The 15,293-nt window shown below is 63.0% G+C and carries 11 protein-coding genes; 5 read left to right on the forward strand and 6 right to left on the reverse strand.

The window, feature by feature from the left end:
* Positions 1 to 16: 16 nt before the first annotated feature.
* Positions 17 to 1,564 (reverse strand): C13 family peptidase, encoded by a 1,548-nt coding sequence (locus O3299_RS23760; RefSeq protein ID WP_305063324.1) that lies wholly within the window; start codon positions 1,562 to 1,564, stop codon positions 17 to 19.
* 185 nt (positions 1,565 to 1,749) lie between these two features.
* Between O3299_RS23760 and O3299_RS23765 the strand changes: the two genes are divergently transcribed.
* Positions 1,750 to 3,693 (forward strand): GAF domain-containing sensor histidine kinase, encoded by a 1,944-nt coding sequence (locus O3299_RS23765; protein WP_305063325.1) that lies wholly within the window; start codon positions 1,750 to 1,752, stop codon positions 3,691 to 3,693.
* A gap of 233 nt (positions 3,694 to 3,926) precedes the next feature.
* On the opposite strand, the gene O3299_RS23770 is transcribed toward O3299_RS23765, so the two are convergent.
* A complete protein-coding gene (locus tag O3299_RS23770) occupies positions 3,927 to 5,432 on the reverse strand; it encodes a DUF3369 domain-containing protein (protein ID WP_305063326.1) in 1,506 nt (501 codons plus the stop codon).
* Positions 5,433 to 5,868: 436 nt separating this feature from the next.
* Here O3299_RS23770 and O3299_RS23775 point away from each other — a divergent pair, with 436 nt between their 5' ends.
* Complete coding sequence (locus tag O3299_RS23775) at positions 5,869 to 6,372, forward strand: DUF3016 domain-containing protein (RefSeq protein WP_305053922.1); 504 nt, start codon at positions 5,869 to 5,871, stop codon at positions 6,370 to 6,372.
* A 29-nt stretch (positions 6,373 to 6,401) separates the two neighbouring features.
* Here the strand turns inward: O3299_RS23775 and O3299_RS23780 are convergent, their stop codons facing one another.
* From O3299_RS23780 to O3299_RS23790, 3 genes are all read right to left on the reverse strand, one after another.
* Positions 6,402 to 7,202, reverse strand: coding sequence for an ABC transporter substrate-binding protein (locus tag O3299_RS23780; RefSeq protein WP_305063327.1), 801 nt, complete (start codon positions 7,200 to 7,202; stop codon positions 6,402 to 6,404).
* Between the two features lie 41 nt (positions 7,203 to 7,243).
* Positions 7,244 to 7,687, reverse strand: a complete 444-nt coding sequence (locus tag O3299_RS23785) for a thioesterase family protein (protein ID WP_077399141.1) — start codon at positions 7,685 to 7,687, stop codon at positions 7,244 to 7,246.
* Between the two features lie 117 nt (positions 7,688 to 7,804).
* Positions 7,805 to 9,253, reverse strand: coding sequence for a PQQ-dependent sugar dehydrogenase (locus tag O3299_RS23790; protein ID WP_305063328.1), 1,449 nt, complete (start codon positions 9,251 to 9,253; stop codon positions 7,805 to 7,807).
* A gap of 216 nt (positions 9,254 to 9,469) precedes the next feature.
* Here O3299_RS23790 and O3299_RS23795 point away from each other — a divergent pair, with 216 nt between their 5' ends.
* Positions 9,470 to 10,576 (forward strand): S-(hydroxymethyl)glutathione dehydrogenase/class III alcohol dehydrogenase, encoded by a 1,107-nt coding sequence (locus tag O3299_RS23795; protein ID WP_034753481.1) that lies wholly within the window; start codon positions 9,470 to 9,472, stop codon positions 10,574 to 10,576.
* A 118-nt stretch (positions 10,577 to 10,694) separates the two neighbouring features.
* On the forward strand, positions 10,695 to 10,928 hold the full coding sequence (locus O3299_RS23800; protein WP_034784311.1) for a hypothetical protein: 234 nt from the start codon (positions 10,695 to 10,697) through the stop codon (positions 10,926 to 10,928).
* A gap of 12 nt (positions 10,929 to 10,940) precedes the next feature.
* Here the strand turns inward: O3299_RS23800 and O3299_RS23805 are convergent, their stop codons facing one another.
* Complete coding sequence (locus O3299_RS23805) at positions 10,941 to 11,945, reverse strand: GlxA family transcriptional regulator (RefSeq protein WP_077399151.1); 1,005 nt, start codon at positions 11,943 to 11,945, stop codon at positions 10,941 to 10,943.
* A 115-nt stretch (positions 11,946 to 12,060) separates the two neighbouring features.
* On the opposite strand from O3299_RS23805, the gene O3299_RS23810 reads away from it, so the two are divergent.
* Complete coding sequence (locus O3299_RS23810) at positions 12,061 to 15,234, forward strand: DUF6701 domain-containing protein (protein ID WP_305063329.1); 3,174 nt, start codon at positions 12,061 to 12,063, stop codon at positions 15,232 to 15,234.
* Positions 15,235 to 15,293: the final 59 nt, after the last annotated feature.

The following is a 15,293-nucleotide window of genomic DNA, read 5'->3' on the forward strand; positions in this document are numbered from 1 at the left end:
GGCGGGCGTGCCCATGTCAGCGCGGCTGGGCGCGCCACGCCTTCAATTGCGCGGCGATGGCCTTGCCCTGGAACAGTTGCGGCTCGGAATGCTCTTCCGCTTCCATGCCGCCTTCGCGGAAATCGGCCGCCTCGCGCGCCTGCACCAGCACTTTGGCCTTGTCGAACGCTTCCGTGAAGCTGCTGCTTTTCGGCAAGGCTTCCTTGAAATACGCTTCGCTGAAATACGTAAAATCGTTCTGGTCGTCGCAGCCGAACGAAGTGCGGTCGCTGCGCGCGGCCGTGATGATGAGGGTGTTGTCATCTTTCAAGGGGGCAATGAAGCCGCCCGCATAGCAGGCCGAGATCACGATGACTTTCCAGCGGATGCCGCTGTGCCTGAGCATGGACGCCAGTTCCTGCGCGGGCAGGCTGTGCAGGTCCATGCCGTTTTGCGCCAGCGCCAGTTCGTGCTCGGGCGAGCCATGGCTGGTGAGGAACAGGAACAGGATGTCGTTGGCCTTGTCCATCTTCGCGCCCAGCGCGTCGAGGCTGGCGGCGATGCTGGTGCGCGTGGCCATCGGCTGCTGCGCCACCGTGTTGCGGCTGTTGACGAGCATCAAGGAGCGGCCCACGGTGCCGTAATCGCGGTCGAACTGGCGCTGCACGAAGGCCGTTTCGCGGTGAAACACTTCCTGTGCGCCATCGCCGGCCACGCCCAACAAATACAGATTGATCTTTTTCGCCGCATCGCGCGGCGCGATGCGCGCCAGGGCGCCGTCGAGCAAGGTGCGCTGGTTGTACAGGGCCAGCTCGATATTGTCGCGCGTGAGCTTGTCCAGGGCCGGGTCGTCCAGCTGGCCTTCCGTCCAGTTGCCGCTGTCTTCGCGCCGGCCGTCCGCCTGCGCCACGGCGTAGCGCAGCACGCCCTTGCCGTCGAACTGGCCATTCTTGAAGCCGCCCCGGTATTCGTCGCCGTCGGCCGTGCGCAGCACGCCCTGGCCTTCGAATTTCCAGTCCTTCAGCTCGCCTTCGTAATGGATGCCGTCGCTGGTGGTGACGGTGGCCTTGCCCTGCACCTGGCCCTGGACGAATTCGCCTTCGAAGACGGTGCCGTCCGTGTCGGTCAGCTTGCCGGCGCCGTGCGGGCGCCAGTGCTTGAAATGGCCTTCGAAGGTGGCGCCGTCGGCGCCCTGGAAGCGGCCCACGCCCTCGAAGCTGCCCTTGACGAAGTTGCCCGTGTAAATTTCGCCCTTGGGCGAGGTGTAGCGGCCGAGGCCATCGAAGGCGCCCTGACTGAACGCGCCCGTGTATTCGACGCCGGACGCCTGGCGCAGCTTGCCCTGGCCGGAAAACACGCCGCGCGCGAAGCCCCCTTCGTAAAACGCACCGCTCGCATATTCGAGCCGGCCCTGGCCATGCATCTTGCCGGCGACGAGGGGGCCGAAATAGCGTCCGCCATCGGCCGTTTCCGCCGCCGGCGCCTTGGCTGGCGCGGCGCACAGGGGCGGCATGCCCAGCGCGGCAAAGGCCAGCAGGCCGGCGAGGGTGTAGGGGCGAAGCGAGGCGCGTAGCGTGGCAGTCATGAGGACGGTCTGGTCTGTAGGAAGGGGCCTAGTCTGCCACTGTATTGCCAGCGTGGCAAATGCGCGCGTGGCGTGTGTTGCTCTGCCTCAAGGCAAGATTCTCCGTTTTATGCCGTGCCAAGGCTGGGCTGAACTGATAATATTGATTTTCAGAACATATACTTGCACAAGGTACATAGTCACCCATGGAAAGCCGCCTCAGCCGCCTGGAAGCCGTTCAAACCGTGTTGCTGGAAATCGGGCAGCGCTCGAGCACCTGCAGCGATATCAGTGAATTCCTGCAGGCGGTGCATGCGGCGCTGGGACGCATCATGTATGCGGCGAACTTCTATGTCGCGCTCAGCGACCGCGACGACGGCCTCGTGCGCTTTCCGTATTTTGTCGACGAATTCGACGCCGCGCCCGACCCGGACGAGGGCGTGCGCCTGGCCAGCGCCGCGCAGTCGCCCACGGCTTGGGTCATCGTCAACCGCAAGCAGCTGGTGATGACGGCCGACGACGACGCCATGCGCGCCATCGGCGGCGGCGCCTGGGGCGGGGGCACGGCGGCCGAGCACTGGATCGGCTGTCCGCTGCTGGACCAGCAGCACCAGGTGCTGGGCGCCATCGTCATCCAGAGCTACGACGCCCAGCACCGCTTCAGCCTGGAAGACCAGGCCCTGTTCGCGCTGATCGCCACGCACGTGTCGAGCGCGCTGCAAGGCATGCAAAGCATGGACCGGCTGGAAAAGGCGGTGCAGGAGCGCACGGCCCTGCTGGCGCACGAGGTGGCCGAGCGGCGCCGCGCGGAAAACCTGCAGCATGCGCTGTATGAAATTGCCAACCTGTCGGCGCAGGCATCCGATGCGACGACCTTGTATACGCGCCTGCACGCCATCATCAGCGAGCTGGTGACGGCGAAGAATTTCCTCATCGCCCTGTACCACCCGGACAACAAGGACATCACGATCCCGTATTTCGTCGACGAGAAGGATGCGCAGGCGCCCGTGAAACGCTTTCATTACGGCATCGGCATGAGTTCCTATGTGCTGGCGCGGCGCCAGGCTTGCCTGCTCGATGCCGGCAGCTATGCGGCGCTGGTGGCCAGCGGCGAAATGGAAGAGCCGCTGGGCAATACCAGCATCGCCAGCTGGATGGGCGCCCCCATGCTGCTGGGCGACCGGAAATATGGCGTGATCATCGTGCAAAGCTATGACACGTCCGTCGTGTATGGCCAGGCGGAACTGGACGTGCTGGCCTTCATGGCCAGCCACGTGGCCGTGGCGATGGCCCGCATCCAGGCCGACAGCGCCATGCGCCGCGCCAAGGAAGCGCTGGAAGAGCAGAACGCGGCCCTGAACAGCGCCCTGAGCGCCTTGCAGGAAGCGCAGTCGGAACTGGTGCGCCAGGAAAAACTGGCTTCGCTGGGACGCCTGGTGGCGGGCGTGGCGCATGAAATCAATACGCCGCTGGGCATTTGCGTGACGGCCACCAGCCATTTGGTGCAGGAATTGAAGCTCACGCGCGAAGACCTGGAAGGCGGCCAGCTCGATGAAGATGGCTTGCGGCAATTCTTCGACATCATCGACCAGACCCTGCGCATCATGACGACGAACACGCAGCGCGCCGCGGCGCTGGTGCGCAGCTTCAAGCAGGTGGCCGTGGACCAGTCGTCGGACGAATTGCGCAGCTTCAACTTGCGCAAATACCTCGATGAAATCCTGCTGTCCTTGCAGCCCAAGCTGAAGGGCAAGCCCGTCAAGGTGGAGATCGATTGCGCGCCCGAGGTGCAGCTGCGCAGCTATCCGGGCGCCGTCTCGCAGATCGTCACGAACATGGTAGTCAATTCACTCGTGCATGGCTTTGTCGAAGGCGAGCCGGGCAAGATCAGGATCAGCGTGCGCACGGCCGGCGAGATGCTGGAACTCGACTACAGCGACGACGGCATGGGCATGGACAGCGCCACCCTGGGCCAGTTGTTCGACCCTTTCTTCACGACCAAGCGCGGTTCCGGCGGCAGCGGCCTGGGTGCGCATATTCTCTACAACCTGGTGACGGGGCCGCTGGGCGGCACGGTGAAGGTGGTCAGTGCGCCGGGGATGGGATTGCATTACAAGATACGCTTCCCATTGGAGCCGAAGAGCGCTTGAGAACCTGAAAACGGCGGGCCGGAGACGCGGGCCTGAGAAAATGCCGACGGCGGCGTTGCAGCTCCTTGCCGTACATGCGTACTGTCTGCGTCGCTGCGCCTTGCCCTCGACATTTTTCAGGTCCGCTTGGCCCGGAATGCCAGTCTTGGAGACCTGGGCTGAAGCGTGTTTTGCTGGCGTGCGTATTGCTCAGGGGGCACTTGGCTCTTGGACGAACTGCGTAATCCGGTCTGCTAGTCTGGAAAACGTTGATTCAGCGCAAGCGCCTCATCCAGATTTGCAATCAGCAATTCCACATACTGCGGATCGAGGTGGCTGCCGCTTACTTCGCGCAGGTAGCTGACCACGCGCTCCAGTGGCCAGGCGTCCTTGTAGCAGCGCTTGTGCATGAGGGCGTCGAAGACGTCGGCGACGGCGGCGATGCGCGCGTATTTGTGGATGTGCTCGCCGACCAGGCCCTGCGGGTAGCCGCTGCCGTCGTATTTTTCATGGTGCTGGTGGGCAATCACGGCGGCCGCCTTCAGCAGCGGGCGCTGCGAGCCGTCGAGGATGGACATGCCCACCGTCGGATGCTGCTTCATGATTTCCCATTCGGCCGCATCGAGCTTGCCCGGTTTGAGCAGCACGGCGTCGGGCGTGGAAATCTTGCCGATGTCATGCATGGGCGCCGCGTGGCGCAGCACCATGGTTTCCTCGTCCGACATGCCGGACGCCTGCGCCAGCAGCTGGCACACTTCGGCCATGCGGCGCACGTGGTTGCCCCCTTCGTGCGAGCGCGATTCGACCACGTCGCCCAGGCGCAGGATCAGCTCGGCCTGGGTATCGGTGATTTCCTGCGTCAGCAGGATGTTGTCGAAGGCGATCGCCACGCCGGAACAGAAGACTTCCAGCAATTGCGCATCGAGGTCGGAAATCTCTTCCACGCCTTTGAGTACCAGCAAGGACGCCTTGCCGCTGCTGTTCGGGAAATAGCCGACATAGGTGTCGCCATGCAGGCGCGAAATCTTGTTGCTCTTGGCGTCGTCCAGCTGCGACAGCAGGGAAGGGCTGAGGATGCCGTCATCCGTGTCGCCGATCTGCGCGAGGATTTCATAATCCTGTTCGCCCGAAATGGCGCTGGCGCCGCGCAGGCGCAGCAGCATGCTCGTTTCCAGGCGCAGCAGGGCGACGACTTGCTGCAGCAGGCCGCTGGCGAAGTCGCGCAGGTTGCGCTGCTTGAAGATGTGGGCCGAGGCGGCGATGACGCGCTCGAGTCCCTCGCGGTAATGGAGTTGGGCCTGGCGCGCCTCTTCCACCTTCATGATGTCGCGGTAGGCGCGCAGGGCGGCAAAGGTGGTGGTGAACAGCTTGGTGCGGTCCAGTTCCGTCTTTTCCTTGTAGTCGTTGATGTCGTAGTTGACGATCACCCGTTCTTCCGGCGCCTGTCCCGGCTGTCCCGTGCGCAGCACGATGCGCGTAAACTGGTTGCCCAGGTCTTCGCGCATCCAGCGCGCCACTTCCAGGCCGCTGTCTTCGCGCTCCATCACCACGTCGAGAAACACCAGCGCGATGCCTGCTTCGCGCGCCAGCACCTGCTTGGCTTCGGCGCCGCTGTAGGCATGCACGAAACTCAGGGCGCGGCCCTCGAGGCGAAAACGGCTCAGTGTCAGTTCGGTGATGTCATGGATGTCGGGTTCATCGTCGACGAGCAGGACTTTCCAGGGAGGTAACTTGGGCGATGCTGAAGACAAAAATGACATAAGGGCGAGTTCCGCTAAAAGGCATAACTGACGCAATACTGAGACGCCCGCGCCAGGCTTGCCTGTGCGCCACTACTGGCGTTGCGCGTTTTTCGGGCGCATTTTATCGATTGTAGACTGACAGCCAAGTATTAACAACAAGCAAGAATAATTGACTAAACTCATGCAACATGCATATCAAAAAAGCACTTTAAATCCACGCTGCCGGCACTATGTATACTTTATCGCTTAGGCAACTATATTTTCAAGACAATACTTTGTTTTAATTAATATTGCCAATGAATCTGTAAAAAAAATCGGTGGGACGAAGCCTCGTTCGTTACGCGGTGCAAGAAAAGTAACAATGTATTAGTTTCCCTTTAGAATGAAACGCATCGCGCTATATTGAGAAGTAAAAAATGGCCGCAGGCCATCCACATTCTTGAAAGGACTCATCATGAAAACGAAAACGACGCGTACCTTCATTGCTGGTCTTGCCTTGCTGGCGAGCACTGCCGCCTGGGCGGGCACGGAAGTGCATTTCACCAAGCCGGAACAATTCTCGGATGTGTCTTTCGATCGGACGGAGCGTGAGAATGTCCTCAAGGACTTGGCGGCGCACTTCGCAAAACGGGGAGAGGCGCTCAAGCCCGGGCTAACCCTGAAGATCGATGTGACGGATCTGGACATGGCTGGCCGTGAAAATCCCGCCATGCGCTCTGCGCAGGATTTCCGCGTGATGACCGGCCAGGCCGACTGGCCGCGCATACGCTTGCACTATGTGCTGGAGCAAGATGGCAAGGTCATCGGCAGCGCCGATGCGGCCCTGTCCGATATGTCCTATCTGACGCGCATCAATCGTTATTCCAGCGGCGACAAGCTGCGCTATGAGAAGCAGATGATCGATGACTGGTTTGCGAGCACGTTCGGCGCGCAAGTGAAGAGTCCGGCACGCAAATGATCTTGCCGCGGCGCGAAGTGCCGGGCTGATCAACGCAAATAAGCGTGTTCGATGCGCGCCAGCTGGCCGCTATGCCGCAGGGCCAGCAGGGCGGCATTCATCTGCGCGACGAAATCGGACTTGTAGGCCGGCGTGTTGCGCGCGCTGTAGGCGATATACGTGGCTTCGGACGACAATTCCAGCACTTCGTGCAAGGCAAAGCCGTAACGGGCCAGTTCGCCGCCCAGCCGGCGCGCCGTGTGGCGTGCCGCGCCGCGGTCGCTGGCGTAGCAATCGATGCGCCGCAAGGCCAGTTTTTTCAGATTGGCTTCATTGCCCTTGGCCGCTTCCAGGCGCAGCAGTCCCTCGCGGGCCGGCGCCATCAGTTTTTCCGAGAGTAAAAAACCCGTATTGACGCCGATGGTCAGGCCGGCAAAGTCGGCGGGAAACCGCGTGCGCGGCGTGCGCATGACGGCGTCATGGCAAAACAGCACCACCGATTCGCGGTACAGCATGGCTGAATACGGCTGCACGTAGGGCCGTTCCGTCTTGCGTCCGGGCGGAAACAGGCCGAAAACCTGGCCCTTTTCCAGCGCGTCGAGGCCCCGCTTCCAGGGACGCGGCTGCAGTTCCAGCCGGTAGCCGGGCATCGCGCTGGCCGCCTGGCGCAGGATATCGACATACATGCCTTTGAAGACGCCGTTTTCCACATAGCTGTACGGCGCATAGTCGTCGTCGCCGTACAGGATGACGGTTTGCGGCGCGGCATGTCCGATGCCGGGTGCGGCCATCGCGCAGACGGCGGCCAGCAGGCAGGCGCCGGCGCGGCGCAGGTCAATTTTACATATCATCCTGACAAGCATACAGGATGATGGCCGGAATGTACCGCGCCTCAATCGATCCAGTTCACCTGCGGGAACTTGCTGCCGAAATCTTCCGGCATGGGTACGACCTGGCTGAGCTTATAGTTGAAAAACACAAAGCCGGACTTGGCCATCGCGATCAGGGTGCTGTCGCGCGGACGCGTGATGCGGAAGGTGATGTCGCCGCCATACTTGTTGAAATCCATGACGCCCACTTCGAACAGCAACTGGTCGCGTGCATGGGCTTCGGCGCGGTAGGTGGTGGCCAGGTCGGTGACGATGATGCCGGTACCGTCCGCTTCGATGTCGCGCACGCCATATTCGAACAGGAAGCGGGCGCGGGCCTCGGAAATCATGGAAATCATGGAATCGTTGCCGAGATGGTTGCCGGCGTTGATGTCCGTCGTGCGTACCGTCAGTTGCGAGGAATAGCAGTACTGGTCTTCGGGGAATTCAAGTTTCAAACGGGCCATGGTGTTCTCTTGAGCTGGGGCGCAGGGCGCGGCGGAAAAAACCAATTCTAGCCGGTTCCCCGCGTCCCGTCGAAAAACGTCCCATCGTCCGTGTGCTGCAGGCATCGCGCAGGGGCGCTATTTGCGTACGATTCGGTAGACTTTCCCTGTGCCGCTCAGCATGTACAGCTCGTTTTGAGCATCCTGGCCGAACGACACGATGTTGCCCACGTTCGCGATGCCCCAGTCAGTCACGGCAGAGGCCGTGCCATTGCCGTAGCTGAAACTCTTCAGCCAGCCGCTGCAGTAGTCGGAATACAGGTATTGCCCCGCCAGTTCCGGCAGGGCCGCGCCCCGGTACACATAGCCGCCCGTGATCGAGCAGCCGCCGGCTGCATCGTGGCCGTAGGTGATGACGGGCAAGACCAGCCCCGCCTGGTTGCAGCTGACGCTGTTGTAGCAGTGCGCGCCTTCCATGATGTTCCAGCCATAGTTGTTGCCCGCCTGACCCACGGGCCGCACGTCGACCTCTTCCCAGTTGGCCTGGCCCACGTCGGCGATATACAGCAGTTGGGCCGGCACGTCGAAGGCGTAGCGCCACGGATTGCGCAAGCCGTAGGCCCAGATTTCAGGGCGTCCGCCTGCCGAGGCAAAGGGATTGCCGGGTGGAATGGCGTACGGCTGGGCGACGCTGCTGGCGTTGACGTCCAGGCGCAGCAGCTTGCCGAGCAGTACATTCGTGTTTTGCGCATTGCCGGGCGGGTCGCCCCCGCTGCCGCCGTCGCCCGTGCCCGCATACAGATAGCCGTCCGGGCCAAAGCTGAGCAAGCCGCCATTGTGGTTGCTGAAGGTGGGGTGGGGAATCGTGAGGATGCCCAGCGCCGACAGGGGATCGGCCACGTTGGCGTTGCCTGCCGACACTTGCCGCCGCTCGATGACGATGTCGCCGGCCAGGTTGGTGTAATAGATGAAGAAATAGCCATTGCTGGCGTACTGCGGATGGAAGGCCAGCGACAGCAAGCCCCGTTCGCCGCTGGTGGTGGTGAGCGTACCGATGTCGAGGAAGGGCGTGGCCAGCAGGCTGCCGTTCTGCACCACGCGGATGCGGCCGGCCCGTTCGACAATGAACAAACGGCTGTCGCCGGGCGGCGCCGTGAGGAAGAGGGGAGCATCCAGTCCGCTGGCCACCTCTTGCAGGCGCAGGGCCAGCGGCGTGGCTGCCGCATACGTGACGCTGGCGCTGGCCATCGCCCCCGCAGTGACTTGCACCTGCTGCGTGACGGGCGTGGGCGCCAGCGTCCCCGTGCCTTGCGTCACGCTGGCGGCGCTCACCGCGTAGGCGCCGGGCGCGAGGCCGGTGAGCGTGGTGCTGGCCGTCAGCGTCTTGCTGTACGACGCAGGCCCCGTGACCGTGACGGCGCCCGCCACGCCGGCCGGCAAGCCGCCGAGGGTGACCGTCAGGTTCCCCGTGGTGGCGCCCGGCGCAGGGTGGTGATGGCCGCCGCCACAGGCGGCCAGCAGCGCCAGGCAGCATGCCAGCAGCGGGGCCAGCCAGGGCAGCGGCAAGCGGGAAAGGAAGTGGCGCATGTCAGTCTCCTGCGGGAACGACGCAATGGCTGCTCAAGAGGGGATGGGCTTGTGCCAAGAATGCGCGTCTTGGCGGCGGGAAGTTTGAGCTGGCGCAAACGTACGGTGGCATCGGACAAATGCGCCGCGTTTTCAGACAAGCGCGCCGGCACTTGCGCCGCCGCGCCCGCCGGCGCCTGATAATGGCGCATCTGAAACCGAGCAGGAATGACATACATGAAAACCAAAGCCGCGATTGCCTGGAAAGCGGGCGCCCCGCTGACCATCGAAGAAGTCGACCTGGCCGGCCCGCGCGCCGGCGAAGTGCTGGTCGAGCTGAAAGCCACGGGCATCTGCCATACCGATTACTACACCCTGTCCGGCGCCGACCCGGAAGGCATCTTTCCCGCCATTCTCGGCCATGAAGGGGCCGGCGTCGTCGTCGACGTGGGTCCGGGCGTGACGACCCTGAAAAAGGATGACCACGTCATTCCCCTGTACACGCCGGAATGCCGCCAGTGCAAATTCTGCCTGTCGCAAAAGACCAATCTGTGCCAGGCCATCCGCTCCACGCAGGGCCGCGGCCTGATGCCGGACGCCACCAGCCGCTTTTCGCTGAATGGCCAGCCGCTGTTCCACTACATGGGCACGTCCACCTTTTCCAACTACATCGTCGTGCCGGAAATCGCGCTGGCGAAAATCCGCTCCGACGCGCCGTTCGACAAGGTCTGCTACATCGGCTGCGGCGTCACCACGGGCGTGGGCGCCGTGCTGTTCTCGGCCAAGGTCGAGGCGGGCGCCAATGTGGCCGTGTTCGGCCTGGGCGGCATCGGCCTGAACGTGATCCAGGCGGCGAAGATGGTGGGTGCCGACAAAATCATCGGCATCGACATCAATCCGGCGCGCCAGGCCATCGCGCGCAAGTTCGGCATGACGCACTTTATCAACCCGAATGAAGTGGAAAACGTCGTCGACGCCATCGTGCAACTGACGGATGGCGGCGCCGATTATTCGTTTGAGTGCGTCGGCAACACGACCCTGATGCGCCAGGCGCTCGAGTGCACGCACAAGGGCTGGGGCAAGTCCTTCATCATCGGCGTGGCGGCGGCGGGCCAGGAAATTTCCACCCGTCCGTTCCAGCTGGTGACGGGACGCGAATGGCGCGGTTCGGCCTTCGGCGGCGCGCGCGGACGCACGGACGTGCCGAAGATCGTCGACTGGTATATGGAAGGCAAGCTCAACATTGACGACCTGATCACGCACCGCTTGCCGCTCGAACGCATCAACGAAGGTTTCGACCTGATGAAGAGCGGCGAATCGATCCGTTCCGTCGTGTTGTATTAATTTTATCTGACTGTACTCATTGCGCAACACTTGACGGACGGGGCAGGGCGGCGCGCTGTACTTCGCTGCCTGCCCCTGCTAGTGTGAAGGCATCACCGCCTTGCTTCGGGAGCCGTCCATGTTTGCCACTGCCTACCTCGCGACCTTGCGCCGCATGCTGCCCGTCTTCCTCGGCGCGGCCCTGTCTTCCCTGCTGGCCTTGTGGTGGAGCAATGCCGCCAGCCTCGCCACGCCCGCCATCTGGCTGGCGCTGCTGGCCACGTATCTGCTGTGCGCACTCCTGTTTACGCCGCTGGCGCGGCAGAGCCGCCAACTGGCGACGCGCCACGTGCGTCACGGCAAGCCGCGCTGATACCCGCTGCGCCTAGCGCGCCGTGCTGGAAAAGCGCTCGCGGTAATCGCGCGGCGTGATGGCGAGTTTCTTTTGAAACAGGCGGCGCAGCCTGTCCTCGCTGTGCAAGCCCGCCTGTACGGCCACCTGTTTTAAGGAAGACACATTGTCTTCCAGCAAGCGACGCGCCACTTCAAAGCGGGCCGTGTCGATGAATTCCGTGGGACTGGTGCCTGTTTCGCGCTGGAACACGCGCGTGAAATTGCGCTCGCTCATGGCCAGCCTGGCCGCCAGCAGCGGCACGGTAAGCTCTTCGGCAAGATGCTCCATGATCCAGCCCTGCAACTGGCGGATGGTCGGGTGCGTCGTCATCTGGCTCGACAGGTGCACGGAAAACTGCGACTGGCCGCCGGGCCGCTTCAGATACACGACCAGGTCGCGCGCCACTTCCAGCGCGATATCGCGGCTGAAATCGTCTTCCACCAGGGCCAGCGCCAGGTCGATGCCGGCCGTCACGCCGGCCGACGTCCAGAATTTCCCTTCCCGCACGAAAATCGCATCGGCATTGACCTGTATCAATGGATAGCGCTGGCGCAGGCTATCCACGGCGCTCCAGTGCGTGGCGGCGCTCTTGCCGTCGAGCACGCCGGCCTCGGCCAGGAAGAAGCAGCCCGTGCACAGGGCCGCGAGGGTATCGATGCGCGGTGCCGCCTCGGCCACCCAGGCGGCGAGGGCGGGAATGTCCTGCAAGACTTGCTCGACGTGGTGGCAGCCGACGATGACGGCCAGGTCGGGCAGGCGGTTCACATCGAGCGCCTTGCTGGCGTGCAGCGACATCAGCGTGTCCGACTCGACCGGGCCGATGGCTGTCGAGGCGATGCGCACGTCGTAGCCGCCGGGCAGATTGCGCAGGCGCAAATGGGTGTTGGCGTAGTCAAACACTTTCATGGCGCCGATGGCTTCGAGCGCCTTGAAGCCGGGATAGACGATGATGTCGACGGTGCGCAGGGGAAATTCTTTGGGGCTTTGCTTGATCATGCGATATGCGCGAGGGGGATAAATACTGCCATAATGCAACAACAGCGATGGCGTAGGTTAGCATGAAATAATCCGCGCGCCCGCTGGCTCCCCACCCACCGGATTCCTCGATATCGTGCGCTTACTCCACATTTTTGCCGCCCTGACATTGCTGCTGGGCTCAACCCTTGCCCACGCGGCCACGCTCAATTTCAATGGCGGCGCCGTCAGCGGCTGCACCCTGCCGGCGTCCAGCACCCAATACACGTGCGCCAGCCTGATCATGGGCAGCACCGACAACGTCGTCATCGCCAGCGGCTATGGCGTGACAGTCAACAGCGATGTGAGCATCGACTACAACCAGGGCCTGAGCATGAGCGGCACGGCGGCCCTGACGGCCAACAAGAATATCGACATCAGCAATGTCAATCCGCCCAACCTGAAGATCACGGGCGGCAGCCTGACGGCCAAGGGCGGCAATTTCAAGGTGGGGTCGCAGGGCGGCACCGTGCTCGTGGCCGATATCTCGGCGGCGTCCGTTTCCCTGGGCGGCACGCCCGTGAAGGTGACGGGCAATATCACGGCCACGGGCAATATCGACATTTCCTCCGGCTCGACGCTGAATGGCGCCATCAGCGGCGGCTCGATCAGCGGCAATTCCAAGGTCACGATCACGGGCAGCGTGAAGGCCAGCGGCAACGTCAGCATCGGCTCCAGCTCGACTATAACGGGACCCGTCAACGGCAGCAGCATCACCACCAGTTCCAGCGTGTCGATTACCGGCGACGTGACGGCGGTCAATTCCTTCAGCCTTGGTTCGGGCAGCAACCTGAATGGCACCACCAAGGCGCCCGTCGTCAGCATCGAAGCAGCGAACAGCCAGGTGCAGGGCGATATCACGGCCAGCACCTCGCTGACAGTCGGTTCGGGCAGCCAGGTGAAGGGCAACCTGACGTCGCCGACCATCGACTTGAAGGCCTCGGGCCTGCTGGTCACGGGCGACGTGAAAGCGTCCAGCTCCCTGAGCATCGCCTCCGGCAATGGCGTGAAGGGTAATGTCGAGGGCGGCAACGTCACGCTGGACTCGTCCAACGCGTATATCACGGGCAATGCGCTGGTCGACCACATCACCCTGGGCTGGCAGGGCCGGGTGCAGCAAACCATCACTTGCAAGGCGTATACACCGTCGAACCCGTGCAGTTGCGTGACGAACAACAGCGGCTGGGCCTTCAATGAACCGATGGGGCCGAAGTGCGGGCCCGGCACGCCGAGCGGACTGCACCATTTCCAGATCGAGCACCCGCTGACGGCGCTCACTTGCCAGGTACCCACGGTGACGGTGACTGCCTGTGCCGACGCCAGCTGCAGCGCGGTGTACAAGGGTAGCCCCAGCGTCACCGTCAGCCCGGGCGGCGTGCCGACGCAGATCGATGCCAGCGGCGTCAACGCCAATGTCACGGTGCGCCAGACCACGGTGGGCATCGCCACCCTGAGCCTGGTCAGCACGCCCGCCACGACGGGGGCGCTGGTGTGCAAGAGCGGCGGCAATACGAGCAATTGCCAGATCAGCTTTCTCTCCAGCGGCTTCCAGGTAAGCGGCGTTCCGCGCTACGCGGAGGACGTGGCCGTACTGGAAATCAGCGCCTTGCAGACCTCGTCCGGCAACAGAGACGTGTGCGTGCCCATGTTCGCCAGCCAGACCAAGCAATTGAACCTGACTTGCGGGTACAGCAATCCGGACAAGGGAACATTGCCTGCGCGCATCTTTGACAGCGTCCAAAATAGCTATGTCGCCCTGGCTGGCAGCGACCAGAGCAGCTGCGCCGTGGCGAGCACCAAGGTGAATGTGACGTTCGGCGCCGATGGCGTGGCCAGGCCGAACATGCTGTATGCCGACGCGGGAGCGCTGATCCTGACGGCTGCCTACAATCCGAAAAGCGGCAGCGATAACGGCCTGGACATGAGCGGCAGCGGCACGGTCATCGTGGCGCCAGCGAAATTTCTGTTCACGAAGCTGGCGCCGATTCAGCGCGCGGGCCTGGCGGCGGTGCCCTTGACGTCCGGTACGACCATCATGCTGTCGGCCGTCAACGCGGCCGGTGCCGTGACGAAGAATTTCGGCAACGAAAGTGGTGTCGCCGTGCAAAAAGTCGTGCTTGGCAATATCTTGCTGGCGCCGGTCTACGAAAACCCGGACGTTAACACGCCTGCCAATCCGACGGTCGGCGGCGATCTCGATTTCGTGAAAAAAGGGGGCGTCATCGCGGCGCCGCCGCTGATCTGGCCCGAAGTGGGCCAGATCAATTTCACGGCCGCGCTGCAAAACGGTTATCTGGGCAGTACTTTGAAGTCGTCGGGACCGAGCGACCCCGTGCTCTTTTATCCGCACCACTTTGTGACGGAACTGGTTGTCAAGCAAGTGGACCTCCCGGGGGGGACGAAGACGGAGTTTCCTTTCCCGTGCAGCACGCCGCTCGTGTGCGCCGGCAACCGCGCCGTGTATTCGCGCCAGCCCTTTGACCTGACCATCCGCGCCCAGACGGCCGCCGGCAACGAGACGAAGAACTTCGACGCCAGGAATGCCGACATCAACAAAACGCAGGTGCCGCTGGTCCCGTATGACGCGGCCACGGGGAACAACAGCTATCCGCCCACGGCGCCATCGGGCAGCACGCTGACGGATGGGGCAACAGTACCTGCGGCCGTGACGGGCGTACCCGTCACCAGTTTTACCAATGGCGTTGCCACGCGCGCCATCGCCTACAGCTTCCCCGCCGCCTATGCCGTGCCCAAGCAGCCGACAGCGCTGGCATCGCCGACGGGGCTGCTGCTGCGCGCGACGTATGCCTATCCGGCAGCTGGCAATGTGAGCTCGGCGCCGGCCGATGGCAAGGAAGCGCAGCTGACCGTGCTCACGGGCCGCCTGATGGTGCCGCATGACTACGGTTCCGAGCGCTATCCCGTGCGCCTGGCCGTGCAGGCGCAGTACTGGGACGGCAAGACCTGGGTCACCAGTCTGCTGGACAGCATCAGCGCCTTCGGCAGCGCGCAGGTGGTGTTTGCCAATTGCAAGAAAACACTGGTGTGCAAGGACTTTGCATTCCCCGCTGGCACGGTTATTACTTATACGTTCGACAAGGGCATCTTGCCGCCGAATAGACGCTTGATTGTGGCGGCGCCCGGCGCCGGCAAGACCGGCAGCGTCGATGTGTCCGTGCCCGGCATCGCGTACTTGCCCAGCACCGTGGGCACCGTCGTCTTTGGCGTCTTCAAGTCGGGCCCGGTGATTTACCTGCGCGAGATGTATTGAGCCAGGACAAAGGGTGGGCGCAGAAAGAGGGAAAAACCAGTAACATGCCTGGCTGTGGC

Source organism: Janthinobacterium sp. SUN176 (assembly GCF_030587335.1).
GTDB lineage: Bacteria > Pseudomonadota > Gammaproteobacteria > Burkholderiales > Burkholderiaceae_D > Janthinobacterium > Janthinobacterium kumbetense.